Raw genomic sequence first — 26581 nt, 5'->3', positions numbered from 1 at the left:
TTTCGGCTATCGCGGCGTCAGCAGCACGGACATGTTGCGTCCTTCCATCCGGGGCGTGCCTTCCGCCTGCGCAATATCCGTCAGCTGCGCAATGATTCTCTCGATCAATGCCCGTCCAAGTTCCGGATGAGTAATCGCGCGGCCCCGGAACGAAACGGTGAGCTTAACACGATGACCTTCTCCAACAAAGCGCCTGATGTGAGCAGTTTTGAAGTCCACGTCGTGCTGCCCGGTCGCCGAACCCATCTTCACTTCCTTGATCATACTGATGGTGTGCTTCTTGGAGTCGTGCGACTTTTTCTTCTGCGCGTAGCGATATTTGTCGAAGTCGGTGACGCGGCATACGGGCGGCGTCGCCGTCGACGAGACCTCGACCAGGTCCAGGCCACGCGCCTCCGCGACTTTGATCGCCTCGCGCAGCGGCAGGATTCCGACCTGGGTGCCGTCGGCGTCGATCACACGAACTTCTTGCGCGCGAATCAGGTTATTGACGCGAATCGCGGGCTCTCTTGAGGGTGGGGTTCTGAAATCTCTTCGGATAAAGCACCTCCTCCGGCTTGATGGCCGGACTGATTTTCTAAGCCGGCACCGGCTCCTGTTTTAATTTTTCGATGAGCGCCGCAAGCGGCATCGCGTTGCTCTTTTCTCCGCGCAGCAGCCGCAGCGAGACCGAGCGATCGGCCGCCTCGCGTTCGCCGACAACTACCATATACGGCACTTTCGCAAGTTCAGCTTCACGAACTTTGAAACCGAGCTTCTCGTTGCGCATGTCGGCATGAGCGCGAAATCCCTCGCGCTTGAGCAGCTCGGCGACTTCCTTGGCGTAATCCTCGACCTTTTCGCTGAGAGACAGCACGCGCACCTGCTCCGGCGCGAGCCACAATGGCAGCACGCCGCCGGTATGCTCGATCAGCACGCCGATGAAGCGCTCGAGCGAGCCGAGGATCGCGCGATGAATTATCACGGGACGTTCCTCGGCGCCGGCGTTGTTCGTGTAGGTCAGGTCGAAGCGCTCGGGTGCGTTGTAATCGAGCTGAATCGTCGCGACCTGCCACTTACGCTTGAGCGCGTCGGACACGTAAATCTCGATCTTGGGGCCGTAGAAGGCGCCTTCCTTGGGATTGATCTCGAACACGATCTCGTTGCGCTTCATCGCGTTGCCGAGCTTGGCCTCGCTCATCTGCCATTGCTCTTCGGTACCGAGATGTTGATCTGGCATCGTCGCGAGCTTGAACTCGACGCGTTCGAAACCCAGCGCACCGTACACGTCGCGAACCATCTGAAGATTCAGCGCGATTTCGTCTTCGATTTGATCTTCGCGGCAGAAGATGTGCGCGTCGTCTTGCGACATCTCGCGCACCCGCATCAATCCGTGCAGTGTGCCCGAGCGTTCCGCGCGATGCAGGCGGCTGAACTCCGCGAAACGCAGCGGCAGATCCCGGTACGAGCGCTTCTCGGCGCGGTACACGAAGTTATGGCCGGGGCAGTTCATGGGCTTTAGCCCGTAGCCGTGATGCCATCCGTCGGGGCCGGTGTCGATCGCATGCGTATCGCTGTCGGGATCCGGCGAGAGAAACATATTCTCGCGGAAATTTTCCCAATGCCCCGACGTATTGAACAGCTCGTTCTTGAAAATCAGCGGCGTGACGACTTCGTCGTAGCCGTAGCGCCGGTACAGCCGCCGCATGTAGTCGACGAGCGCATTAAAGATGATGACACCCTTGGGCAGGTAGAACGGCGATCCCGGCGAGATCGGATCGAAGATGTAGAGCCCCATCTCGCGCCCGAGCTTGCGATGGTCGCGCTGGCGGGCGAGCTCCACCAGCTTCAGATGCTCGTCGAGCGCTTCCTTGGTGGCGAACGCGGTGCCGTAGATTCGCGACAGCATCGCGTTGTGCTCGTCGCCGCGCCAGTACGCGCCCGCGACGCTAGTGAGCTTGAATGCCTTCAGATAGCGCGTCGAGGGCACGTGCGGCCCGCGGCAAAGATCCATCCAGTCGCCCTCGCTGTAGATGGAAACGTGATCGTCAGGGATGCCCTGGATTATCTCGACCTTGTACTTTTCGCCCATCGCCGAGAATTTGCGGATGGCGTCCTCGCGCGCGATTTCGGTCCGCTGGATTTTGTGGTCGGCCTTCGCCAGCTCGCGCATCTTCGCTTCGATCTTCGGCAGGTCCTCGACCGTGAACGGCGTCGCGGGCGCGAAGTCGTAGAAAAATCCGTCTTCGATAACCGGCCCGATCGTCACTTGCGTGCCGGGGTAAAGCGATTGCACTGCCATCGCCATCAGATGAGCGGTGGAATGACGGATTACCTCGAGACCCTCGGGCGAGTCGGCCAGCACCGGCTCGACAGCGGCGTCGTGCTCGAGCTTGCGCGTCAGATCGACGACCTTGCCCTCGACGCGCGCAGCCACCAGGTCGCGGCTTGGAATGCCGTTCAGCACGTCGCGAACGATAGTGCCAACCGGCACGACGCGGGACTCGCCGCCAACGGTTACGGTTACTTCGGAACTCATCAAGCCGAATTTCTAATCATTGCGGGAAACTGGCGAGGCGAAACGCGCACGCGGCTGTGGGCACGGACCTGGTAGGCACGGGCGGGATTGAACCGCCGACCTCTTCCGTGTCAAGGAAGCGCTCTCCCACTGAGCTACGTGCCTTCACGGGCGAGGGGTATTGATTAGACACATCAAGCAAACGCCAACGGTAACGGATTATGCGCTGGCGGGCAACCGAAGCGTCGCGCCTCACGATTCACCGCCGCGCGGCAGGCGACCGCAGCGTGGGCATCTGCTAGGATTTCGCGCCAAGTATCGCAGGGCGCAAGGAGAGACGTTACGCCTCAGAAAATGGATCGCGAGCGCATAGTGCAGCTCTTCTTCTTCGGCTTCCTGGCCGTGATGGCCTATGAGTTGTACGAACTGATGCTGCCGTTCCTGACGCCGCTGGCGTGGGGAATCCTGCTCGCGTTCATTGCGCATCCGGCGCTGATCGAAGTCGAGAAATACGTCAAGCGGCGCTCGCTCTCGACGGCGATCATCAGCGTCTTCGTCGGAATCCTCGTCATCCTGCCTGCCATCTGGGCCTCGGGCCGGCTCGTAGTCGAGGCGCAGGCGCTCTACACGCAGGCCACAGTGATGGTGAATACGGGGGGCGTGACGAAGCTGCACGACTGGGCGGTCAACACCGAGCCCGGCGCATGGGTCGCGAAAAAAATGGAGGCGCGCGGTTACAAGCTCGACGAGGAGTTGCCCAAGCTGACTCTGCAAGCGGCGCAGATAACGAGCAATTACGTCGCCAAGAATGCGACCCAGGCCGCGAAAAACGTCTTCGGCTTCATCATCGATTTCGGTATCGCGCTGCTCGCGTTCTTCTACCTGCTGCGCGACGGCGACTACTACTACCGCGGCCTGCAGGACCTGACCCCGCTGCACGAAGACGACAAGAAGGCGATTTTCGACACGCTGCGCACGACGCTCTCGTCGGTGATGCGCGGGCTGATGCTTACCGCGGTGCTGCAGGGCGTGTCGATCGGCATCGGCATGCTGATCTTCGGCGTGCCGTACTGGCTGTTCCTCGCGATCGCGTCGGCGGCCGCGGGACTGATGCCGATCGGCGGCACCGCCCTCGTATGGATTCCCGCGATGATCTACCTCGGCTTCGCGGCGAGCTGGTCGGCGGCGATCGGCCTGCTCATCTGGTGCGCGGTCGCGCTCGCCATCATCGACAATTTCATCAAGCCGCTTGCGATGAAGCACGGTACCGGCCTGCCGACGATCGCGCTGTTTCTCGGAATCCTCGGCGGCCTCGAAGCCTACGGCCCGCTCGGCTTGTTCCTCGGCCCCGCGATCATGTCGGTGTTCGCGGCACTGCTGCGCGTCTACAGAAAAGAATACTCAGGCACCCGCAAAGAAGCAGCGTGAGCGGATTCGATCGGTCCGGTTTCACGTACGATTCGCGTCAGCCCATATAGCACGCCCTAATCGCGCCGCTATAAAATGCGCGGTTGGAGAGTCGCATCGCGCATGAGAGAGAGAGAGAAAGAGGCGCTGCATATCGTTCACCGTCTGGTCGATTCCGGCTTTCGCGCCGTTTTCGCCGGCGGATGTGTGCGCGATCGAATTCTCGGCGTCGAACCCAAGGACTACGACATTGCCACCGATGCGCGGCCCGAAGTCGTGCAGAAAATGTTCGACCGCACCGTGGCGGTCGGCGCCAAGTTCGGCGTGATCGGCGTCGTATTGGATCACGAGAAACCGATCGAAGTCGCGACGTTCCGCGCCGACGCGGAATACACCGACGGACGCCGGCCTTCGTCGGTGCGCTTCGGCGCGATCGAGGAAGACGCGATCCGCCGCGACTTCACCATCGGCGGGATGTTTTACGATCCGATCGCCGACCGGCTGATCGATCTGGTCGGCGGGATGCGCGACCTGCGCGCCGGAATCATCCGCGCGATTGGAAATCCCTACGACCGCTTCGAAGAGGATCATCTGCGGATCCTGCGCGCTGCCCGCTTCGCCGCGCGGCTCAACTTTACGATCGATCCCGCGACCTGGGCCGCGATGAAGCGCGCCGCGCCGACGATTGTCGATATCGCGGCCGAACGAATCGGCGAAGAAATCGTGCGGATGATGACCGAGGGCGCCGCCGCGCGCGCGATGGATCTGATGATGGACAGCGGCCTGATGCAATTGCTGCTGCCTGAGGTCGTTCGCATGCAAGGATGCGCGCAGCCCGAAAATTTCCATCCCGAAGGCGACGTGTACACGCACACGCGGATCGGCGTCGCGATGCTGCCCGCCGGGTGCAGCGAGACCGTCGCCTTCGGGATCCTGCTGCACGATATCGCCAAGCCGAAATGCCGCGCAGTCGCCGGCGACAAGGTTACGTTCTATGGGCACACGGACGATGGCGCCGTGATGGCGGCGAATATGCTGACGCGGCTGAAACGCTCGCGCGCCGTGCAGGAGCGGGTCGCGTACCTGGTGAAGAATCATCTGAAGCTCTGTATGGCGCCGCGGATGCGCCCGTCGACGCTCAAGCGGATGCTCGCGGAAGAAGGATTCGGCGAATTGATGGACGTTGCGTTCATGGACGCGATGGCGTCGAGCTCGTACCTCGGCTACTGGCATTTTTGCCGCCGCGCGATGACAACGATGACGCCGGCCGAGATTCGTCCGCCGCGTTTGATCGGCGGCGAAGACCTGAAGCAGTTGGGATTCACGCCGGGGCCGCGCTTCAAGGAAATTTTGAAGGACGTCGAGGACCATCAACTCGACGGCGCGCTCGAAACCCGCGAAGCCGCGCTCGAATACGTGCGCGCCCACTACGGCGCAAGCGCCGCCTAGTTGCTCCGCGCCAACGCCATAACCAAGCGCTTCGGCCGCACGCTCGCGCTCGACGGCGTCGACTTCGAGGCCCTTCCCGGCGAAATTCACGCGCTGGTCGGAGAGAACGGCGCCGGCAAAACCACCTTGATGAAGGTGCTGTCGGGTTCGCTCGCGCCCGACAACGGCCAAGCCGTGCTCGACGAGCGGCCCCTGCAGGCAGGCTCACCGCGCGCGGCGCTCGAGGCCGGAATTGCAGCGGTACATCAGAGCCCGATGCTGTTCGAGCGGATGACGTGGGAGGAAAATCTCGCGCTCGGCGGATTCGATCCAGGTGCCGAATTGTTGGACCTCGCGGCGGTCGCGACCCGAGCGCGCGCGCTCGCCGCAAAGCTTGGATTCGAGCTGCCGCCTGGCGGTATCACCATCGAGAATCGTTCTGTAGCCGAGCGCGTTCGGCTCGAAGTGCTGCGCGCGCTGAGCTTCAACCCGCGCGTGCTGATTCTCGACGAGCCGACCAGCGTTCTCGCGCCCTCGGAACTGGCGGCGTTCCTCGACTTGCTGCGCAACCTGCGCGGCGAGGGGCGAATCGTCGTGCTGATCACGCACAAGCTGGCCGAAGCGATCGCGGTAGCTGATCGAGTCACGGTGCTGCGGCGCGGCCGCGTGGTCGCTCGGACGACTCCGGCCGAGACTAGCGAGGAAAAATTGGCCGGCCTGATGATTGGCGAAATCGTGATTCAACCCGACGCCGCCGCGGCGCGGTCACATACGGGCGCGCCCGTACTGCAAATCGAAAATCTGGCGCTCGCCGATCATACCGGGCGACGAATTCTTGACGGGCTTTCATTTCGCGTCAGCGCCGGCGAGATCGCGGGAATTGCCGGCGTCGACGGCAACGGGCAGACAGAACTGGTCGAGTTGCTCGCCGGTGTACGCAAGCCGAGCGATGGGAAAGTAACATCACGCGGTGCGATGTCGGTGATACCGCAGAATCGCGACCTCGACGGGCTGATCCTCGACATGCGGCTGTGGGAAAACCTGATCCTCGCCCGTCCGCTCCGCGAGCAGGTGACGTTGCACGGATGGCTGAACGCTTCGCGCGCGATCGGTCTCTGCCGCGAACTTATCGAGCGCTTTCGGATTCGCGCGCCCGGTCCCGACACGCTTGCCAGCGCGCTTTCGGGCGGTAACCGCCAGCGCCTCGAAGTGGCGCGGGCGATCTCGTCGCAGCCGCGGGTAATCGTAGCGCACAATATCTGCCGCGGCCTGGACCTCGTTGCGACTGCGGAAGTCCATCGCAGGATTCTCGACTTCGCGGCGGGCGGCGGCGCGGTACTGCTGATTTCGAGCGACCTCGACGAGTTGCTCGCGATATGCGGGCGTCTGCTGATTATCAGCGGTGGAAAAATTCGCGAGACTAATCCCGGCGATCGCGATCCCCAGCGGCTGGGCCTGCTGATGGCCGGAGCGCGCGACTGATGCTGTCTTCGATTGCGAAGCCGTTTGCGGCGCTGGCGCTCGCCGCCGCGTTGATCTCGATCGTCCTGGCCGCGCTCGGTGCGTCTCCGCTCGGGGTGTTCGCGGCGCTGGGCGAAGGTGCGTTCGGCAGTTGGTACGCATGCGTGGATACGATCGTGAAATCCACGCCGCTGATCTTCACGGGGCTCGCAGTCTCGCTCGCCTTCTCGGGCGCGCTGTGGAATATCGGCGCCGACGGACAGCTTACGATTGGCGCGATAGCGGCCGGCGCGGTCGGGACGCATCTCGGCGATTTTCCGCATTCGATCGCAATCGCGACCATTCTCGCCGCGGGCGCGCTTGGAGGCGCGGTATGGGGCGGCATCGCGGGATGGCTGCGCGCGCGACGCGACGTCAATGAAGTGATCAGCACGATCATGCTTAACTTCGTCGCCGTGCAGGCGCTGAGCTGGGTGGTGCACGGCCCGTTGATGGAACCGTCGCGCGCGTATCCGACCAGCTCGCCGATCGCACCGGCGGCGCAGCTCGAATTCTACTTTGCGCCGAGCCGCCTCAACCTCGGCATGCTGCTCGCAGTCGTGCTCGCCGCCGCGTGCTACATGCTGTTGTTCAACACCAGCACTGGATTCGAGCTGCGCGCGATGGGCCGTAACCGGCGCGCCGCGACATTTTTCGGCATCCGAATCCCCGCGCTCACCGTTTGGGCGATGGCGTTGTCAGGCGCGCTGGCGGGGCTTGGCGGTGCGGTGCAGGTCTCCGCAATTTCGCATCGATTGTACGAGAAGCTCTCGCCCGGATGGGGCTTCGAGGCGATCGCGGTCGCATTGGTGGCGCGCCTGAATCCGCTAGGCATCATCCCGGCCGCTCTCTTGTTCGGCGCGCTCGACAACGGTTCGCAGGCGATGCAGCGGACGCAGGGGATCTCGCCGGAGCTGGTGCAGGTGATCCAGGGCCTCGTGATTTTGATCATCCTCGCCTTCGACACGCCGGCGTGGGGTGGACTGCGCGAGAATATTTTCGGCGCGTCCGGTGATGACGCCGCCGCAGTGCCCCCGGTTGCGGAGATGCCCGATGCTTGAAGCGTTTCTCGTCTCGGTCATCACGATGGCGACGCCCATCCTGCTCGCGGCCTTGGGCGAGCTGCTGGTCGAAGAGAGCGGCGTCGTCAATATCGGTATCGAGGGCGCGATGCTGGCGGGCGCGTTTGGGGCGCTCACGATCGCGTACTTCAGCGGCAGCACCGCGCTCGGGCTGGCGGGCGCAATCGCGGCGGGCGTTGCGATCAATGCGATCTTCGCGGTCCTCGTCGTGAATCTCGCCGTCAATCAGGTCGTCACCGGCACCGCAGTCAGTATCCTGGCGCTCGGATTTACCGGAGTTTTCTATCGCAAGCTGTTCGGAGTGACCGGCAGCGCGTTCATGGTGGCGCCGATCGCGAAGATCCCGCTCGGCGCGCTGGCGCGAATCCCGCTGCTGGGTCCGGTGCTCTTCGATCACAACGCGCTGGTGTACTTCACGTTCTTGCTCGTGCCTGCGCTCTGGTACGTGATCGCGCGCACGCGCTACGGACTCCGGCTGCGCGCATGCGGCGAGCGTCCCGAAGCAGCGGACGCACTCGGCCTCGGCGTAATCGCGACCCGATGGCAGGCGCTGCTCGTCTCGGGCGCGCTGACCGGCCTGGCCGGCGCTTTCCTGACGCTCGCCTACGCCAACACTTTCGTCGAGAACATCTCAGCCGGCCGCGGCTTCGTGGCGCTGTCGGTGGTTATAGTAGGGCGCTGGAATTCCTGGGGTCTCGCCGCCGCATCATTACTGTTCGGCGCCGCGATGGCGTTGCAGTTCGGATTGCAGGCGCTCGGCACCGTCGTGCCGTACCAGCTGTTTCTCGCGCTGCCATATGCGCTCACTCTCGTGGTGCTCGCAGCCTTCGGCGGACAGGCGGCGGCGCCGAGCGCGTTGGGTGAGCCGTATCGGCGGCAGTAGCGCCGGCGAAGCTGCCCGGCGACGGGTTATCTCGCCGACGCTTATCATTATATAATCGGTCCCGAGCACAACGATGGCATTTCCAATCAATCGCCCGCGGCGCCTCAGACGCACCGAAACAATCCGCCGCATGCTCCGCGAGACGAGGCTATCGCCCGACGACCTCATTTTGCCGATGTTCGTATGCCCTGGTCGCGGCGTGAGGAAGGCGGTCGCGTCGATGCCCGGTGTCGCGCAAATGTCGGTCGACAATATCGTCGTGGAAGCGCGCGAGACGTGGGCCGCTGGCGTCCCCGCCGTCATCCTGTTTGGGATTCCCGAACGCAAGGACGCGCTGGGCAGCGAGGCATGGAACGACAACGGCGAAGTGCAGCGCGCGATCCGCGAAATCAAGGAGCGGGTGCCCGGGATGGCGGTGATCACCGACGTCTGCATGTGCGAGTACACCGACCACGGCCATTGCGGCGCGCTCGCGGGCAACGATGTCGATAACGACGCGACGCTCGAACTGCTGACCCGCTCGGCGCTCTCGCATGCGCGTGCGGGCGCCGATATCGTCGCGCCGTCGGACATGATGGACGGGCGCGTAGGCGCGATCCGCACTGCGCTCGACGCCAACGGCTTCAACCATGTCGCGATCATGTCGTATTCGGCCAAGTTCGCGTCCGCATTCTATGGCCCGTTCCGGGAAGCTGCGGAGTCGGCGCCAAAATTCGGCGACCGTCGCTCCTACCAGATGGACCCACCCAACGGCGACGAAGCGATGCGCGAAGTTGCGCTGGACTTGGAAGAGGGCGCGGACATCGTGATGGTCAAGCCGGCGCTGGCTTATCTCGATCTAATATACCGAGTGAAACAGGAATTCAACGCGCCAGTCGCGGCCTACAACGTCTCGGGCGAGTACTCGATGATCCGCGCAGCAGGCATCAACGGATGGATCGACGAAGAACGCGCCACGCTGGAAGTCCTCACGTCGATCAAGCGCGCCGGCGCTGACTTGATCCTGACCTACTTCGCCAAGGACGCAGCCCGCAAACTCCGCAGTTGAGAGAAGCCCACATCACTTCTTAATGCTAAGGTGCAGGGGTTACCCCTGCCGAAGGAAGCGTGAAACCCACCGCGGGTTTCACATTCAATCAATTTTGCTCTTCCGCCGCATAGAACTCGTGAATCGCCTCTGTCAGAGCCTCAATCGTGTACCTCCGCGGCCTGACCACCACCTCGAATCCGTTCTGTTGCGCGGTCGCCGCCGTGATCGGCCCAATTGCCGCGGCCTTGAGTCCCTTCGCAGGCACGTCGATCAGTTCGCAGAAATTTGTGACGGTGCTCGAACTGGTAAACGTCACGAGATCGATCGCCCCCGAGGCGAGCAGCTCGCGCATCCGCTCGATCTGCACGCCTTTCGGCTTGACGGTTCGATAGGCGGGCGCGACGACGACTTCCTTGGCGCCCTTGTCGCGCAAAATTTGCGGCAGCGCCTCGCGCGCAACTTCGGCCCGCGGAATCAGGAAGCGCTTGCCGCTAATCCGCTTGATTCCAATCGCGGGAATGATCTGCTCCGCACGATACTCGTCGGGAACCGCCGTGACTTTTAGCGCATGGTCGGCCAGCCGCGACGCGGTGGCCGGTCCGATCGCGGCGAGCGATGCATGCCCGAGCTCGCGAATATCGTGGCCATGTGATTTCAGCCGTTCGATAAAGCTTTCGACTCCCATCGCACTCGTGAAAATTATCCAGTCGAAGGTGTTGACACGGGCAATCGCGCGATCCAGCGCCGCGTAACTTCGCGGCGGCGCGGTTTCGATCGTCGGAAATTCCACCACCTCGGCGCCCAGTCTTCTAAGCGCCGTCGCGAACTCAGACGCCGCCGTGCGCGCTCGCGTTACGACAATTGTGCGCCCGAACAGCGGCGTGCGCTCGACCCATTTCAAATTTTCGCGCAGGCCCGCGAGTTCTCCGACCACGATTACGGCCGGAGCGCCGATTCCTTCGCGCGCCGATTCTTCCGCGAGCGTCGCCAGCGTCGCACTCACTGTCCTCTGTACCGCAGTCGTCGCCCATTGGACCGCCACCGCCGGAGTTTTCGCGGGAAGTCCGGCCGCGCGGATTCGCTCGAGCGTCGCGCGCATCCGCGCTGTCGCCATCAGGATGACGATTGTACCGGCGCGACGCGCCGCCGCGACCAGCTCGTCCCACGGCACCGTCGAGCTCGCCCCCTTGCTTTCATCTTCATGGCCGGTGACGAACGCGACGAACGAGCCGTGCTCGCGATGCGTCAGCGGAATTCCCGCAAACGCCGGCCCCGCAATCGCGGACGTGACTCCCGGCACGACCTCGAACTCGACCCGTGCGCGCGCCAACGCTTCGGCTTCCTCGCCGCCGCGTCCGAAGATAAATGGATCGCCGCCCTTGAGCCGCACGACGACGCGCCCCTTCCGTGCGTGCGCGATCAACATCGCGTTGAGTTCGGACTGCTCGATCGTTTTTTGCGAGCCGCCCCTTTTGCCTGCGTAAATCAGCTCGGCTTTCGGCGGCGCCAGCCGGATCAGTTCGGGGCTGACCAGATTGTCGTAGATAACAACGTCGGCGCGGCTCAGAACATCTGCGCCGCGAATCGTGATCAAGTCGGACGCACCGGGACCCGCGCCCACCAGGAAAACTCGACCGCGTTTCTGTTTCGGGGCGCGCGCGGTCATTCATTTTCCAAGCAGAGCGGCGGCGCCGCGCGCGAGCATTTTTTCGGCGAGCCGCTTGCCCGAATCTTCGGCGGCGGTCGGCGCAAAGTCGGATGCGATCGGCTCGCGCATCGACTCCGACAGATCCCGCGCGCCGTCGGGACTGAACAGCATCGCCGCGAGCGCGAGCGTATCGCCGTCGATTCTCGCCTGCACTCCCACCGGTGTCGTGCATGATGCGTTCATCGCAGCTAGGAACGCCCGCTCGGCCGCGGTTTCATAAAATGCGCGCGCGTCATTGATCGCGGAAAGCGCGTGATCAAGTTCGTTCGCGCCGCGATTGGCCAGAGTTTCTATCGCGAGCGCGCCCTGGCCTCCCGCCGGAATGAAATCGCGCGCGTCAAGCTCGACGAACCTTACATCCTTCACTCGCCCCAGCCGCCTCAGCCCGGCCATCGCGACTATGATCGCGTCGAAGCTGCCGTCGGCAACGCGCGCGAGGCGCGTATCGACATTGCCGCGCAGCGGCAGTATCTCAAGTCCGCGATTCATCCTGAGCGCTTGGAAGCGGCGGCGCGACGACGACGTACCGAGCCGCGCGCCCGCCGGCAGGGTAGACAGCGTTGAGCCGTCGCGCGTCACCAGGATATCCGCGGTGTTCTCTCGCGCGGGCACCGCCGCCACACGAAACCGCTCGGGCAGCAGGGCGGGAAGATCTTTCATCGAATGGACTGCGGCGTCGATCATGCGATCGGCGAGCGCTTGCTCGAGCTCCTTTATAAAGAGCCCCTTCCCACCAACGTCCGCGAGCGACGCAGACGTCATCTTGTCGCCGCTGGTGCGTATCTCGACGATTTCAATCTCAGCGGGAATTTGTGCGGCGAGACGGTCCCGAACGATCGCCGCCTGCGCCAGCGCGAGCTTGCTCGACCGCGAACCGATTCTGATCTTCAGCGCCATCGGGGCGACCTAACCCCTTCCCATGTGGGAAGGGAGACAATCGCGGACAAGGGGGTCAGCGCGGCGCGCGGTCACTCGATTCCTGAGTCGCCGTCATCGTTTTCGTTGTCCGCGTCATCAGGGTCGTCGTCCTGCGCGTCGAACTCGGCGCCCAGCAGCCGCCGCGCGACCTCGGCGGTAAACGCCGCATCGAGAGTTTTGTCGTCGCGTTGCTTGAGACCCGACAAAATACGATGAAGCAACTTGTTGGTCAGCCCGCGTGTGAGCAATTCGACACGCTCGCGCTCCGCCGGCTCGAGTTGCGCCAGCCATCCGCGCGCCCGCCCCATCTCGTCGTCGCGCAGCCGCTCGACGCTGTAGCGAATGTCCTTGATCGTCGGCGTCAGGTCGAGACCCGCCAGCCACTTGAGGAACGACTCGAGTTCCAACTCGACGATCTGCTCCGCCTTTTCCGCTTCGCGCTCGCGCTCGCCGAGCGATCTTTGAACGAGCGCGCCGAGATCGTCGATATCGTACAAGTACACGTTTTGCAGCGCGTTCAGCCGCTCGTCGAAATTGCGCGGCACGCCCATGTCGATCAGAAACATCGGCCGGTAGCGGCGCTCGCGCACCACCGACTCGAATTCGTCGGGTCCCAGAACAGGCTTGGTCGAGGCGACCGAACCGATCAGCACGTCAACCATCTTGAGGTATGGCTTGTAGTTGTCGTAAGGCACGGCGGTGCCGCCAAGTTCGCGCGCAAGTGCGACCGCGCGATCGAAAGTGCGCGACGTAATGAGCAGCGACTCGATTCCGAGCGTGCTCAGTTGGCGCGCGGTCAGCTCGGCCATCTTGCCCGCCCCCATCAGCATCACGGTCTTGTCTTTTAGCGTGTCGAAAATCTGGCCCGCGAGCGCGACCGCCGCGGTGCTGACCGAGACCGACCCGTGGCCGATAAGGGTGCCCTTGCGCACGCGCTTGGCTACTGTGAACGCCTTGTGAAACGCTCGATGTAAAATCAAACCGACGCTGCGCGCCTCGGACGCTTGCGCGTATGCGAGCTTGAGTTGACCCAGTATCTGCGGCTCGCCCACCACCATCGAGTCGAGACTCGCGCCGACGCGGAACAGATGACGCGCGGCGTCGCGCCCGGCGAAACTGTAAATCGCGTCGGCGAACGCGGCGCGCTCGACTTTTCGATCAGCGGCGAGAAACTTGAGCGTCTCGTCGGTCGCGCGCTCCGCATCGGCGGCGACGCCCACCACCTCGACGCGATTGCAGGTCGAAATAAGAGCCGCCTCGGCAACCGCATGGCATGACTCCCGCAGCCGGTCCAGCGCTGGAACGATCTCGTCGTCGGCAAACGCGAGCCGCTCACGCAACGCGACGGCGGCGCTGCGATGATTTATCCCAACGATAAATAAAGTCTGATCCATCTCAGCCGAAACTGCCGCCGTGCTTGCCCGGAAAAATCAGATTAACGCCCACGAACGAACCAACCAACACGCTCGCCAGCACGATCGTGAGCGCCGCCGCGCGCCGCCCGCGCCATCCCACTGTCAGGCGCGATTCGAGCAGGCCCGCGTAGAGTATCCAAATCACCAGCGACCAGGACTCCTTGGGCTCCCACGACCAGAAATGTCCCCACGTCGCGTCGGCCCAAATCGCGCCGCTCACGATCGCCAGGCTGAGCATCATGAAACCCCATCCCAGCAGGTGATAGTTGATCCGGTCGAGCTTTTCGAGACTCGGCGCGCCCTCGTTGGCGGGCCCGAGTGCGCGCTTGGATTTGAGCCGCGACTCGTAGGCGAGATAAACGATACTCACGCTCGCCGCGAGCACGAACATCGTGTAGCCAAGAATTGCGAGCGTCACGTGAATCGGCAGCCATACGCTGCGCAATGTCGCCGGTAAAACCAGCCGCCCGCTGCTGGTCGAGAGCGAAGCCGCTCCCAGAGCCAGTGTCACCGCAGGCGCCACGAACGCGCCGATCACCGCCAGCCGCAGCCGCACGATCATCAGCAGTCCCGCGAGCGCTGTCAGCCACGCCAGAAACGACAGCGCCTGCGCAAAATTGGCGACCGGGATATTGCCGGCCTGCAGTCCGCGCGCCGTCAAATCAAGCGCATGAAAAATCGCGCCCGCGCCGAGTATCGCAACAGCGTAGCCGGTCGCGCGTGCACGGCCGGACAAACGATCGAACACAAACAACGCAGCCGAGAGCGCGTAACACGCAAGCGCTGGCAGTAGCCATAACGTGTTCATCGGCTTTTTCAGTGAGAGAATTCCGCAGGCGCGAGGCCGAGCGTAGCCAGACTTACACCATCGCCAAGATGAGTTGCGAGTATGCGCTCGATCGCGGCCGCGTCGCCAACCGCAATCGCGTCGGGCAGCGCGGAGTTGGCGAGATCTGTCAGCCGGCGCATGCGCTCGGCGGGATCGATTTCATCGGCATGCAACCGCCGCCGCGCGGCGCGCAGCACTTCGAGCGTGAGTGTGTACTCCGTCCCGAACTGATCCTCCAGCTCGCGCCGCAGCCGCGCTGCAAACGCGGGCGATGCACCACCCGTCGAGATAGCAATCTGGAGCGCGCCGCGCTTCACAACCGCGGGCGCGATGAACGCGCACAACTCGGGCATGTCGACGACGTTGATCGGGATTCCGAGCGCACGTGCCTCGGCAGCCAGCTCGCGATGCGATTTCGGATTGTCAGTAGCGGCGTACACCAGCAGGCATCCGGCGATGTCGCCGCGCTGATAGCCGCGAGCGAGGTGAGTTACGCGTCCATCGGCAACTATCTCCCGCATCGGCGGCGACAGGCGCGGGCTCACGACAATTACGTGAGCGCCAGCCTCGAGCAGCGACTCGACTTTGCGCGCGGCGACCTCGCCGCCACCGACCACCACGCATTCGCGGCCGGTCACGTCGAAAAATATCGGAATGTATCCCATGAAACTTTCGCGATTTTATTACATGATGAGGTAATGAGACAGTCCCAAGCGCCCGAGGCGCCACCGAGCCGAGCCGTTAATCAATCCCGCGGTACCGTGTTATGCACGCGGCTAGAGGACGCCGGCGGTCTTGCCGGCCAGGGGCGCGGTCTGCTGGGTCGTGACGGCCTCGAGCCGGGAACGGGGATGCTGTTCGAGAACGGGCGGTTCACGCCATTCATGTGGATGCACATGTTCTTCATGCGCTTCGCGATCGACATCGTTTTTCTCGGGCGGGGCGACAAAGTCATCAAGATCAATCGGCGGCTAAAACCGTGGCGCGTTTCTTCTATGGTATTCGGAGCGCGACGCGCTCTGGAACTTCCCGCGGGCGCGGCGGACGAGAGTTCGACGCAGGTAGGCGATCAGATTACTTTCGAGCCCGTCACTTAGAGCGTCGTAGGATCTCGAATAAAGCCCGTCTAACCTCCACGCACACTCCATTTGGTGGTCGGATTCGAGTGTACTACCATCCATTGAGGTCGTGTCGCCTAACTAATCTATATTAAGCTAAAACCTCTTTGACTCTCTTTGAATTCCAATTAAAAGGCCACTGAGCCATATTCTGTTGCGGGTTCGCAACCGTCAGTTGCAACCCTGCGGCTGTCATAGTCGCTCGTAATACGAAAAAGTTGAAGAGATTGCTGAATAGATCAAGATGGCATGAGAGATGCTCTCAATAAGTCTCGCTGTGGCGAAGCAAAAAATTGCCGCCAGCGGAAAATGACCGTAGCTTTGAAGGAATCGGATTAACTAACGGGGACAATGGCCAATTTCGGCCAGAAAAACAGACTGAAGGAGGATACGGGACAATGGATAAGATCACGAGGATGTTTGTGAAAGTGCGCGAGTATCAGCGCGGCCAGACGATGGCAGAATACGCGCTGATCATGGCGGCAGTAGCGGTAGTGGTGTTCGTCGGTTACAAGACTTTGGGTACGACCATCACATCGTTGCTGACTACAGTGGACGGGAATCTCTAAAGCGAGAAGGGCGAAATCTCGGGGTGGCGGACTAACCCATCCGCCACCCCACGTTCAAAAAGGCAATCGCCCAGAAAAGTCGAGGAAGGCATGAACGCGATCGCGAAGTTAGTAATCCGGGCCCGCGAGTTTAATCGCGGACAGACGATGGCCGAGTATGCACTGATCATGGCGGCAGTAGCGGTGGTCGTTTTCGTCGGTTACCAGACAATGGGTACGACGATCACGTCGTTGCTGACTACGGTTGACGGAAACCGTAGCCGTTCAATGGCCTGACGGTCGTCAGGGGCCACTCCTCATAGCGGGGGCTGTTAAGCCAGCCCCCGCTATGAGAGGTCACTCCAGAAATACGACCACCTTGGGAGGGGAAGTCAATGAACCGGCAGAATCGAGTCTCTCGGTCACTTGTAATTTCGCGCGGTCAGACCATGGCCGAGTACGCGCTTATACTCGCAACGATCGCCGCGATCAGTGTTGCTCTGGTTCACAATGCGGGTACTATCGTCTCGGAGTTGGTCGGCACAGTGTCCGCGCTTCTTTAGGCAGGAGCCCGCGGTTTGTTGGGGAACCTGTCATGACGATAGATTCACTTCTTCGCCGCTTCAGCAATCTACTGACTACCTGTTTCAACCATTCGACTATATTTGGTTCGGATTCGGCGATTTGGTTATATCGCCGAGCCGACTAGTAGTGAATCTCCTTTTACGAGTGACAAACTACTAATATGCGCAACTATTATTTGAAGATAGCCGGTTTGCCCTAAGGCGGCCGGTGGGGAGGGGAGATATGAGACGACCAATGGTATTCGTCTTACTGGCGGGGTTGGCGGCCATGCTGGCTTCGGTGATGGTGTACTCCGCCCTGAAGCGTAGAGAAGCCGAAGTACAGAACGCGATGGCACATAACGTGGAGGTGGTGGTAGCGGCGTACGATCTTCCGCTCGGCACCAAGATCGAGCTGGGCGAAGTAAAGACCGCGCGATGGTCCGCGGACAGTCTACCCGATGGATCCTACACCGATCCCAAACAGGTCATCGGCAGCTACGTCAAGAACTCGTTGGTCGCCAACGAGCCTATAGTGCAAGCCAAGCTGTTTACCGGCGACAAGACCGCGGGTGTGATGCCTCTGTTGATTCCGTTCGGGATGCGAGCGGTGTCGGTGCCGGTGGACGAGGTCAGCGATGTCGCCGGCTTCGTGCTGCCGCACACGCGCGTGGATGTGCTGGTCGCGACCGAGGGCGGCGAAGGCGCCGCGGGAAAGGCGTTCTCTAAAGTAATTCTGCAGAACGTCGAAGTGCTCGCAGTGGCTCAGGAAGTCGAGCAGAAGAAAGACGAGCCGCAAATAGTGAAGGTCGTCACGCTGTTGGTGACGCCGCAGGAGTCTGAGCGCCTGGCCTTGGCGAGTCACTCGGGAACGCTGCGCCTGGCGATGCGCAATTACAATGACAACAAGATCGTTCTGACCAGCGGCAGCGACGTTACGCAGATGCTGCGGGCTTACAGCCTGGCGCCTGACGTTCCGGTGATGGCTGTTCAGCCGGCGCCTCGTCATATCGCCGCTGCGCCGCACCGGCCCAAGCCGGTCGAGATCGAGATTCTTCGAAACGGCAAGTCGTCGGAATCAGTCTCGTTCGTGAATGAGGCGGCTTCGAATTTCGAGGATACCGCCAAGCCGACGGTCCAAAGCCGCAAGACCGCAGCGCAGGCCGATGAAGATAGCGAGGACGCCGACGCGAGCACTGCTACTGAATCGTCAACGACAGTGGCGAGCGCTCCTGAACCCGACCATCACGACCTCGCGTCACCGCTGTTGAAGGGCGACGTCGCACCCGCCATCCCTCTCAGCGCGACGGCGGATCACGTGCCGACGCCAAAGACAATCGACATACCGTAATCAAGCCGGAAGAGGACGAGGTGAAGAAGATGAAAGCTAAACGAGGATGTGGACTGCTTCCATGGCTAGTCGCAGCTATCAGCGTGCTCATGCTTCGGCCCGGCCTACTGTTTGCCGACGATGGCACGGTAATGTCTCTCGGCCTGAATGCCGGCGAGAGTTACGTAATCAACAACGTCGCCCCCGGTGAAACGCCGGCCGTGAACGTGATCACAAATCCCCACGCGCTGGTGGTGAACAATGCACCGGGCAAAGTCGTCCTGATGGGCGCGGAAGCGGGAGAATGGACCGTTTCGGTTAAACTGGCAGATGGCAGCAACGTCAAATACGACATTACGGTCAAGTCAGTCGCCAATATCAATGACATTAATCATCCGGGGACTAGTCCGGGACCAATCACAGGCACCGGCGCATCGACGGGCACCGCGGCTCCGGTCGTAGCGAAGATGGATGCGGGCACCGGTCCGGTCGCTTCGTCCTCGACATCTGCATCATCATCTTCCTCGACACCCGGAACCTTCACGACCACAACGGAGACAGTTGCGGCTGCGGCGCCAAGCGCACCTGCGCCTGCATCTGAGCCGGCTGCGCCCGCCGTTGTGACCGCTCCCGCTCCTATCAGTCACTCAGCCTTTGATTTCGCCCCTTCGGTTCCGGCTGCTTCCTACGCTCCGGCACCTTCCAGTCAGATGGCTTCGGGGGCAATTTCTGGCGAGCGGTATCGGGTCGATCCGTCTGTCAGTCTGAACGGCGGCGAATTGCACTCGGGCGCGGTTACCGGCGGCCGGCATTACCTACCCGAAGACGGAGTGCAGTTGCAGACGGGTTCGTCGAGAATTATCGATTTTGCGACCAAGCTACGCCGCGTGTCGATTGCAGATACGACCGTCGCGGATATCCAGGTGATCAACCCATTCCAGGTCAATCTGATTGGCCACAAACCGGGTTTCACCACACTTGCGATTTGGGACCAGGGAGGCCAATACGAAGAGCGTCCGGTGCGGATCGATCCAAACGGCAAACAGCAGGTGTTGCTCAACACGATGGTGGCGGAATTGGACCGCTCCGCAATCGAAAACCAGGGCACCAACTTGTCGTTCGCGCTCAGCCATGCGGGCGTGTCGCTGGTCGGTTTGCCGGGTGCAGTAGCGACGCCGTTTTCCCCGGCGGTGAGCACCACGTCCCCTTCAGGAGTGGTCAGCTCAGTTAGTCAATCGCTGGCGCCCCCGGGAACTCTAACAGGACTGGTTCTGTCGCAGGGGCTGACCTACGGTTTGGCGCTGGGAAACAGTGATTACCAGTTGCAAGGATTCTTTCAGTACCTCGAGAATCACCAGCTCGCGAAGATTCTCGCGCAGCCGCATCTGCTGGCCAATTCCGGCGAAGAAGCAAAGTTCCTCTCGGGTGGCGAAATTCCGATCGTCATCGCCCAGGCACTGAATACCTCAGTCGTCTTTAAGCAGTTCGGCACTTCAGTTGAGTTCGTTCCGACCGTAGTCGGCCGCAACGATATCGAGTTGCTGGTGAAGCCGGAGGTATCTGAACCCGACTACGCCCATGGCGTGCAGTTGTTCGGCTTCAGCGTACCGGCATTCGTGACTCGGCGCGCGGAAACGCTGGTGCAGATGAAGGACAATCAGACGCTGATCATCGCGGGCTTGATCCTGCATGAAAAGAAGACGCAGATTGAAAAGGTCCCGTACCTCGGTGATGTACCGTACCTGGGCGGATTGTTCCGCAACACCAATTATTCGAACACTGAAACGGATCTCGTGATGAGCGTAACGCCGCAAATCGTGCAGCCGCTGCCCGATGGCGCCTCGGTCTACAACCCGACTTCGGTGCCCGATCTGACGACGCAGCAGATCGAGACCCGTCGTCTGGCGCAGCCTGACGCAACGCGGCCGAGATTTTAGTTCGACGGAGGACGAGACATAGCCGAGTAATTAGTGCATGATATGACACCGCATAGCTGAATCAGGGAGAGTGTGAAGTGTCATCGCTCGGTAAAAAAAATGATGGACGGCGTGGTGGACTGAGAGTCCAATTGGTTGGCTCAGGCGACGAGCATCGGACAGAAGTCCGAGACGCTCTGGCCGCCTTGGGCGACCCCGTGCTGAACATCGAGGAACTGGAACCGGATCCGGACGCCACCGCCGACGCCTCATTCGACGTCGCGATGGTGGTGTTCAACGGCAACGACGAACTCTCGCTGAGTTATCTCAACACGCGGGCGGGGCAAGAGCCTCGCCCGGCTCTTTTTGCGCTGCTGCATGATCGTTCCCCGGATCTGATGAAGCGGGTGCTTCGGGCCGGCGCCGATGAGCTTCTATTCCTGCCATTGGATCCCGGCGACGCCACCCGCGCACTGCTCAAGATAAGCGAGAGCCGGCGGCGCGAAGAAATTCACGTCGGCGGCGGCACGATCGTTTCGCTGGTGAGCCTGATAGGCGGCACCGGGGTGACGAGCTTGGCGGCGAACCTCGCGCTGGCGCTGCGCTACGCGTTCGACAAACGCGTTGCGGTGGTGGATCTCGACCTGCAGACGGGTGGACTGTCCGTCTTTCTGAATCTCGAGCCCGAGCGCACGATCATGACGCTGACCGAGGGCACGCGAAAGCTCGATTCGATTCAACTAGAATCGGCGCTCAGCAAGCATGCATCGGGAATCTACTTGCTCGCGGCGCCCAAGCGGATCGAGGACAGCGAGCTAGTCAGCGACGCGACGGTCGGCGCGACGCTCGAACTGATGCGCCAGCTGTTCGACTTCGTGATCGTGGATTGTGGCACGCACATCGACTCGAACACGGTCGCAGCCTGGGAGCGCTCGAATCATCTGTTTTATGTGCTCGACCAGTCGATCGGCGCGGCGCGATGCGCGTGGCGCTTCGTCGACCTGGTGGGACGGCTGGGGCTGACCGGGGTCGAGCCCAACTTCATTCTGAGCCGGTTCGTGCCGGGTCATCCGATAACCGAAGACCAGCTGAGCCATACGCTGGCCAAGGCGATTCACACGCGGATTCCGCGCGATGAAAAAGTTCTCGATCGCGTGCAGCTGAGCGCACAGGACCTGTGGCAGGTGGCGCCGAACTCGCCGCTGGCCAAGAGCATCGAGGATCTCGCGCGAAGGCTTGAGGTGGGCGACGAAGCCGCCGAGGGCGAAGCCCAAAATTCTTTAGTCTCGCGCCTGTTGAATGTTATCGGCGCTCGCAGTTGAGGTACGGCCATGAAGTTGGTTGAGAGAATTTCGCAACAGAACAGCCCAACGCCGGTTCCGTTTCAGCGCTCGCTGATGAGCAACGGCAATGCGAAGCGTACGGTCAAAGACTCGCAGGCCGAGGGATTTCAGCAGCTCAAACTCGCAGTTCACAACCGTCTGTTCGAGATGCTGGACGTTACGCGGCTTGAAAGCCTCGAGCCGGTGCTGGCGGCGCAGAAAGTCACCGAGGCGATCTCCGCCATTCTCGACGACGAGGGACGGCTGCTCACCGATACCGACAAGACCAACCTGATCGAAGAGATCAAGAACGAGTTGCTGGGACTGGGGCCGCTGGAGCCGCTTTTGTGGGACGATGAAATCACCGATATCCTGGTCAACGGCCACAACCAGGTTTACGTCGAAAAGCGCGGCAAGCTGCACGCCACCGAGGTAAAGTTCCAGGACGATCAGCACTTGATGTTGATAATCGATCGAATCGTGTCGCAGGTTGGGCGCCGGGTTGACGAAGCGTCGCCCATGGTTGATGCGCGGTTGCCCGACGGTTCGCGTATCAACGCGATCATTCCACCGCTGGCGCTCGACGGCCCCTCACTCTCGATTCGCCGATTCGGCCGCAAGCGCTACAACATCGACGATCTGGTCGAGAAGAAAACGATAGTGCCCGAGATCGTCGAGTTCCTGCGCACCATCGTGCGCGCGCGCCTCAACATTTTGATCTGCGGCGGCACCGGCTCAGGCAAAACGACCATGCTCAACTGCATGTCGTTGTTCGTCCCAGCCGACGAGCGAATCGTGACGATCGAAGACTCGGCCGAATTGATGCTTCAGCAGCCGCACGTGGTCAGGCTCGAGACGCGGCCGGCCAACGTCGAAGGCAAGGGTGAAGTCAGCCAGCGCGACCTAGTAAGGAACACGTTGCGTATGCGGCCCGACCGCATAATCGTCGGCGAGGTCCGCGGGGGCGAAGTGTTCGACATGTTGCAGGCGATGTCGACCGGTCACGACGGCTCAATCGCCACCATCCACGCGAACACTCCCCGCGACAGCTTGGGACGCCTCGAGATGATGATGCTGCTGTCGGGCGTGCAGATTCCGCAACGCGCGATGCGCCAGCAAATCGCGTCGGCGCTCAATATCATTGTTCACGTATCGCGCCTTTCCGACGGCTCGCGCAAAGTAATGCGCATCTCCGAGATCAGCGGAATGGAGGGCGAGATGGTGATGATGCAGGACTTGTTCGAATTCAAGCGCACCGGAATCGGACCGGGCGGCGAAGTGCTCGGCGTGTTTGTGGCCACCGGGATTCGGTCAACCTACTCGCAACGGCTTGAGGCCGCAGGATACAAACTCGACGGCAAAATTTTCCGCAACACGATCGGATAAATACCTATGGACTTTTTGATGGCAAGCGGCATATTCGCGCTCGTCTTCGTGGGCGTGCTGATCTTCACCAGCAGCCGCGGCACTGAAGTCGAGCAGCAGCGCGAGGTGGCCCGGTGCCTGACGCGTCCCCCCGACGAGATCGAGATCGACGTCATGCGCAAGCGTCGGCCCGAAGAAGGAGCGCTCTTTGCCGGGCTGTACAGACTGAACCTGCTGCGCAAACTCGAAGAGGCGATGTGGCAGGCGGGTATGTACATGAGGGTCGGCGACATGCTGCTGATCATCGTGCTGATGTTCGGCGCGGGATTGTTCCTGGGCAACCTTATATTCCACGACATGTGGGTCGGGTTGGGTAGCGGCCTGGCGATTGGCGCCCTGCCGCTGCTCTACATTCAATTGAGCAAAACGCGACGTTTGAAGGCCTTTGGCGCCCAGTTGCCGTTTGCACTCGACCTGATCAAGTCATCGCTCGAGGCGGGACATTCACTGCAGCGTGCGCTGCAAGTCCTCGTGAGCGAGTTCGCCGATCCGCTGGGCAGTGAATTCCGCACTGTGCTCGAGCAAAACCGGATCGGTCTACCGCTGCCGCGGGCGCTTGAAGACATGCTCAAGCGAGTTCCGGAGGACGACCTCCGGCTGCTGGTCGTCGCGGTGCGCGTACAAACAGAAGTCGGCTCGAGCCTGGCACAGATTGTCGGGCGGCTCTCCGAAATTGTGCGAATCCGGCAGCGCTTGCGGATGCAAATCCGGGCGCTGACCGCGCAATCGCGCTTTGGCGGCCTCGTCGTTGGTATCCTGCCGGTCGTGGTGCTTTGCATTTTCAGCTTGATTCAACCGGGCTACAGCGATCAATTGTTCCACGATCCGACCGGGCAGAAGATTTTGAAATTTGCGATCGGCTCCGATATTCTCGCCCTCATCACAATAAGGCGACTACTACGAGTGAACTACTAATATGAGCCCATTCATGGTTGGCGTAGGGGTCTTTTTGCTGGCTGGTGCAGCGTGCGTGGCCTTGTATCTAGCCATGTCGCCGCAGAGCCGGGCGGTCGAGGATCGATTCGCGGACTTGGCGGTCAAGATGCGTGCCTCGCAGGGAGCGCTCGAGGGCGACAACCAGGACGACAGCGTGCTCCGCATGCTTTTCAGATGGGCCGCCAAGCGCGTCCCGCCGCCGAACCTGGATACTCCCACAGGCGAGAAGCTCCAGCAGACCCTGGCACAGGCGGGATTTCTGAAGTCCAGTGCGCCGCAGACTTATCAAGTCGCCCGCGTGCTGCTGGCAATCGGTGGCGGACTATTGGGCCTGCTCATCGGCGCAATTTTCCAGCCGTCGTCGGCTACGCCGTTGCTGCTCGGTATCGGTGGGATCGGAATCGGAATTTTCGTCCCCAGTTACTACTTGGGACGGCGCGCACGGCTGCGCCAGAGCAATATCGCAAAGCAGCTCTCGGATGTGCTCGATCTGCTGGGTGGTATGCGTCGAAGCGGGTATGGGACTGTTCGAAGCGATTCGAATCGTCGGCACGGAATGCGAACGCCACGGGCAGGAAATCGGCACCGAGTTGAACCTGGTCGCGACCGATATTTCCGCGGGCGCGAGCCTCGGGCAGGCGTTGCGCGGGCTGGCCGACCGGACTGCGGTTGAAGATATCAAGCCGCTGGCCGCGACCTTGATTCAGAGTGAGCAGCTCGGCGCGCAGATCGGACCGGCGTTGCGCGCCAGTTCCGACGCTTTGCGCATGCATCGCCGGCTGCATGCGGAGGAAGAGGCGCAGAAGGCGTCGATTAAGATTCTGTTCCCGCTGGTCATCTTCGTGCTGCCCTCGATGATCGCGGTAATCATCGGACCGGCAATGATCTCGGTCCTGCATACGCTCTCCGGCACCGGCGGCTGATTTCATTTCAGCGCTCGCCGCGAGGGCAATTCAGGAAATAGCCTCTCCCAGGGGGCCTCGGACCTGACGCGCCGGCGCGTCGGTCCGGGGCCTTTTTTTTCGTGCTCCCGCCTTGCGCGCGACAAAAAGAAAGCGGTCGCGGATTAATCCGCGACCGCTCGATAAAAGTCCCGAATCGGTCTGATGCTAAAGACTGAGACGCTTCATCAACCTGTATAGAGTCGTCCGATCGACTCCGAGCGCCGCCGCGGCATCCACCCTGTTTCCGCTCGCTGCGGCGAGCGCCGCCTTGATTCGCACCGTCGCCGCGCGATCGAGCGCCGCTTGCAGCGTGCCTTCGTCCTGGCTCTCCGCGGGCTGCGCGTGGTTTGAACCCGATGCCGAATCAGCACCGGCCGTACGCGCGGCGGCAACCTGGACGAGGTCTTCATCGCCGGCTTCGTCGTCGAACGCAAACGCATCGGGCATCAGCGTCTCCTGCCCGCTCATCACGACCGCGCGCTCGATAACGTTTTCAAGCTCGCGCACGTTGCCCGGCCACGAGTAACCGAGCAGCGCTTCCGCAGCCTCCGGCGAGAGCATCAGCGGCCGACCGGCTTCGGTGGAATGAAAGGCGAGAAAATGATGCGCCAACGGCAGGATGTCTTCGCGGCGCTCGCGCAGCGGCGCGATCCTGAGCGGAATCACGCTGAGCCGAAAATACAAGTCGGCGCGGAAGCGGCCGGCCGCGACTTCGCTCCGCAGCTTGCGGTTGGTCGCCGCGATTATCCGGACATCCACCTTGCGCGGCTTCGACCCGCCGACGCGCAGCACCTCGCCGTCCTCCAGCACGCGCAGCAGCTTGGCCTGGAAGTCGGGCCCCGCCTCTCCAATCTCATCGAGAAACAGCGTGCCCCCTGACGCTCGCTCGAAGCATCCCGCGCGGTCGCGGATGGCCCCGGTGAACGATCCTTTCTCATGGCCGAACAGCTCGCTCTCGACCACCCCATCGGCCAGCGCCTTGCAGTTGATGGCGAGGAACGGCCCGTCTGCGCGATTGCTCCAGTAGTGAAGCATCCGCGCGACCAGCTCCTTGCCGGTGCCGGTCTCGCCTTCGACCAGCGTGGTCGTGCGCGACGGAGCGACCCGTCGAATCATCGCGACGAGCTGGCGGCTCTGTGGCGCTTCGGCGATGAACGCGGCGGCGATGCTCGCGACGTCGAGCTGCTCGCGCAGCTTCCGATTCTCTCGTTGCAGCGCACTCATCTCGACCGCGCGGGTGACAACGGCGTTCAGCTCATCGTTGTCGAACGGCTTCGTCACGCAGTCGAACGCGCCGCCACGCAGTGCTTCCTTCGCCGACTCGGCGGCTGGCAGCGGCACACTCAGCACGACCGCCATGTCTGGATCTTTGCTCTGCACCTTCTTCAGTAAATCCATCCCATCCATCCCCGGCATCCTCATGTCTGCGACGATTACGTCTGCACCCTTATGTTCGAGAACCTTCAACGCGGCCTCGACCGTGGGACACGTTTCGCATTCGTAACCCGCCTGTGAAAGGACCATTGCGGCACTGCGTGCAACGTGAAACTCATCATCGAGGATCAAAACGCGCGCCTTGTTTTGTGCGTTGCGCTTTTGCACGCTCATTAAAGACCGTGTTTCTGAATAGGGGCAAACACGGCTTAATGTAGCATTCTTGCCCTCACTCCCGAGGCTGTCAATATGGCCTAAAACTACTGAAGTTTCCCGAGATTTTTATTGATTCAGCGTAGTAAAACTGAAACGTCACCGCCAGGCGCGCTGCAGACTATAGTCGACAAG

The 26581-nt window shown here is 61.8% G+C and carries 23 protein-coding genes and 1 tRNA gene; 15 read left to right on the top strand and 9 right to left on the bottom strand.

Features of this window, described 5'->3' with window-relative positions; translation table 11 throughout:
* Positions 1 to 6: 6 nt before the first annotated feature.
* The 3 genes from infC to VJX68_RS09805 all read right to left on the bottom strand — a co-directional run bounded on the left by infC (position 7) and on the right by VJX68_RS09805 (position 2662).
* Positions 7 to 498, bottom strand: coding sequence for a translation initiation factor IF-3 (gene infC / locus VJX68_RS09815; protein WP_324095603.1), 492 nt, complete (start codon positions 496 to 498; stop codon positions 7 to 9).
* A 79-nt stretch (positions 499 to 577) separates the two neighbouring features.
* Positions 578 to 2518, bottom strand: a complete 1941-nt coding sequence (thrS, locus tag VJX68_RS09810) for a threonine--tRNA ligase (protein ID WP_324095503.1) — start codon at positions 2516 to 2518, stop codon at positions 578 to 580.
* A gap of 69 nt (positions 2519 to 2587) precedes the next feature.
* A tRNA-Val gene (locus VJX68_RS09805) sits at positions 2588 to 2662 on the bottom strand.
* 189 nt (positions 2663 to 2851) lie between these two features.
* Between VJX68_RS09805 and VJX68_RS09800 the strand changes: the two genes are divergently transcribed.
* The 6 genes from VJX68_RS09800 (at position 2852) to hemB (ending at position 9845) form a co-directional block, all read left to right on the top strand.
* Positions 2852 to 3925 (top strand): AI-2E family transporter, encoded by a 1074-nt coding sequence (locus VJX68_RS09800; RefSeq protein ID WP_324095502.1) that lies wholly within the window; start codon positions 2852 to 2854, stop codon positions 3923 to 3925.
* A gap of 102 nt (positions 3926 to 4027) precedes the next feature.
* On the top strand, positions 4028 to 5353 hold the full coding sequence (locus tag VJX68_RS09795; RefSeq protein ID WP_324095501.1) for a CCA tRNA nucleotidyltransferase: 1326 nt from the start codon (positions 4028 to 4030) through the stop codon (positions 5351 to 5353).
* The gene (locus VJX68_RS09790; protein ID WP_324095500.1) at positions 5354 to 6814 is read left to right on the top strand and encodes an ABC transporter ATP-binding protein; all 1461 of its coding nucleotides are present in this window, start codon (positions 5354 to 5356) and stop codon (positions 6812 to 6814) included.
* Entirely contained in the window at positions 6814 to 7893 is a 1080-nt protein-coding gene (locus tag VJX68_RS09785; protein WP_324095499.1) for an ABC transporter permease, read from the top strand. The genes VJX68_RS09790 and VJX68_RS09785 overlap by 1 nt, the downstream gene beginning before the upstream one ends.
* Positions 7886 to 8797, top strand: a complete 912-nt coding sequence (locus VJX68_RS09780; RefSeq protein WP_324095498.1) for an ABC transporter permease — start codon at positions 7886 to 7888, stop codon at positions 8795 to 8797. Before VJX68_RS09785 ends, VJX68_RS09780 begins: the two co-directional genes overlap by 8 nt.
* Before the next feature lie 73 nt (positions 8798 to 8870).
* The gene (gene hemB, locus VJX68_RS09775; RefSeq protein WP_324095497.1) at positions 8871 to 9845 is read left to right on the top strand and encodes a porphobilinogen synthase; all 975 of its coding nucleotides are present in this window, start codon (positions 8871 to 8873) and stop codon (positions 9843 to 9845) included.
* Positions 9846 to 9933: 88 nt separating this feature from the next.
* On the opposite strand, the gene cobA is transcribed toward hemB, so the two are convergent.
* The 5 genes from cobA to VJX68_RS09750 all read right to left on the bottom strand — a co-directional run bounded on the left by cobA (position 9934) and on the right by VJX68_RS09750 (position 15362).
* Entirely contained in the window at positions 9934 to 11493 is a 1560-nt protein-coding gene (cobA, locus tag VJX68_RS09770) for a uroporphyrinogen-III C-methyltransferase (RefSeq protein WP_324095496.1), read from the bottom strand.
* Entirely contained in the window at positions 11494 to 12432 is a 939-nt protein-coding gene (gene hemC / locus VJX68_RS09765; RefSeq protein ID WP_324095495.1) for a hydroxymethylbilane synthase, read from the bottom strand. It abuts the gene before it with no gap.
* A gap of 71 nt (positions 12433 to 12503) precedes the next feature.
* Positions 12504 to 13847, bottom strand: a complete 1344-nt coding sequence (gene hemA / locus VJX68_RS09760; protein WP_324095494.1) for a glutamyl-tRNA reductase — start codon at positions 13845 to 13847, stop codon at positions 12504 to 12506.
* 1 nt (position 13848) lies between these two features.
* On the bottom strand, positions 13849 to 14676 hold the full coding sequence (gene ccsB, locus VJX68_RS09755; protein ID WP_324095493.1) for a c-type cytochrome biogenesis protein CcsB: 828 nt from the start codon (positions 14674 to 14676) through the stop codon (positions 13849 to 13851).
* Positions 14677 to 14684: 8 nt separating this feature from the next.
* The gene (locus VJX68_RS09750; RefSeq protein ID WP_324095492.1) at positions 14685 to 15362 is read right to left on the bottom strand and encodes a precorrin-2 dehydrogenase/sirohydrochlorin ferrochelatase family protein; all 678 of its coding nucleotides are present in this window, start codon (positions 15360 to 15362) and stop codon (positions 14685 to 14687) included.
* Between the two features lie 33 nt (positions 15363 to 15395).
* Here VJX68_RS09750 and VJX68_RS09745 point away from each other — a divergent pair, with 33 nt between their 5' ends.
* From VJX68_RS09745 to VJX68_RS09705, 9 genes are all read left to right on the top strand, one after another.
* Positions 15396 to 15794 carry a DUF192 domain-containing protein gene (locus VJX68_RS09745; RefSeq protein WP_324095491.1) on the top strand — a complete coding sequence of 133 codons (399 nt, stop codon included), beginning with the start codon at positions 15396 to 15398 and terminating at the stop codon, positions 15792 to 15794.
* Positions 15795 to 16213: 419 nt separating this feature from the next.
* Entirely contained in the window at positions 16214 to 16384 is a 171-nt protein-coding gene (locus VJX68_RS09740) for a Flp family type IVb pilin (protein ID WP_324095490.1), read from the top strand.
* A gap of 147 nt (positions 16385 to 16531) precedes the next feature.
* Positions 16532 to 16660, top strand: a complete 129-nt coding sequence (locus VJX68_RS09735; RefSeq protein ID WP_324095489.1) for a hypothetical protein — start codon at positions 16532 to 16534, stop codon at positions 16658 to 16660.
* A 522-nt stretch (positions 16661 to 17182) separates the two neighbouring features.
* Positions 17183 to 18277, top strand: a complete 1095-nt coding sequence (cpaB, locus tag VJX68_RS09730) for a Flp pilus assembly protein CpaB (RefSeq protein WP_324095488.1) — start codon at positions 17183 to 17185, stop codon at positions 18275 to 18277.
* Positions 18278 to 18540: 263 nt separating this feature from the next.
* Positions 18541 to 20193, top strand: coding sequence for a type II and III secretion system protein family protein (locus tag VJX68_RS09725; RefSeq protein WP_324095487.1), 1653 nt, complete (start codon positions 18541 to 18543; stop codon positions 20191 to 20193).
* Positions 20194 to 20324: 131 nt separating this feature from the next.
* The gene (locus VJX68_RS09720; protein ID WP_324095486.1) at positions 20325 to 21494 is read left to right on the top strand and encodes a CpaE/TadZ family protein; all 1170 of its coding nucleotides are present in this window, start codon (positions 20325 to 20327) and stop codon (positions 21492 to 21494) included.
* A 9-nt stretch (positions 21495 to 21503) separates the two neighbouring features.
* Entirely contained in the window at positions 21504 to 22880 is a 1377-nt protein-coding gene (locus VJX68_RS09715; protein WP_324095485.1) for a TadA family conjugal transfer-associated ATPase, read from the top strand.
* 18 nt (positions 22881 to 22898) lie between these two features.
* The gene (locus VJX68_RS09710) at positions 22899 to 23834 is read left to right on the top strand and encodes a type II secretion system F family protein (protein ID WP_324095484.1); all 936 of its coding nucleotides are present in this window, start codon (positions 22899 to 22901) and stop codon (positions 23832 to 23834) included.
* A 500-nt stretch (positions 23835 to 24334) separates the two neighbouring features.
* Positions 24335 to 24778 carry a type II secretion system F family protein gene (locus VJX68_RS09705; protein ID WP_324095483.1) on the top strand — a complete coding sequence of 148 codons (444 nt, stop codon included), beginning with the start codon at positions 24335 to 24337 and terminating at the stop codon, positions 24776 to 24778.
* Positions 24779 to 24964: 186 nt separating this feature from the next.
* Here VJX68_RS09705 and VJX68_RS09700 read toward each other — a convergent pair whose 3' ends face one another.
* Positions 24965 to 26407, bottom strand: a complete 1443-nt coding sequence (locus VJX68_RS09700) for a sigma-54-dependent transcriptional regulator (protein WP_324095482.1) — start codon at positions 26405 to 26407, stop codon at positions 24965 to 24967.
* Positions 26408 to 26581: the final 174 nt, after the last annotated feature.

Origin of the sequence: Binatus sp. (SeqCode), assembly GCF_035272065.1 — a bacterium.
Classification (GTDB): Bacteria; Desulfobacterota; Binatia; order Binatales; family Binataceae; genus Binatus.
This window is presented reverse-complemented; position numbering and strand designations above follow the sequence as displayed.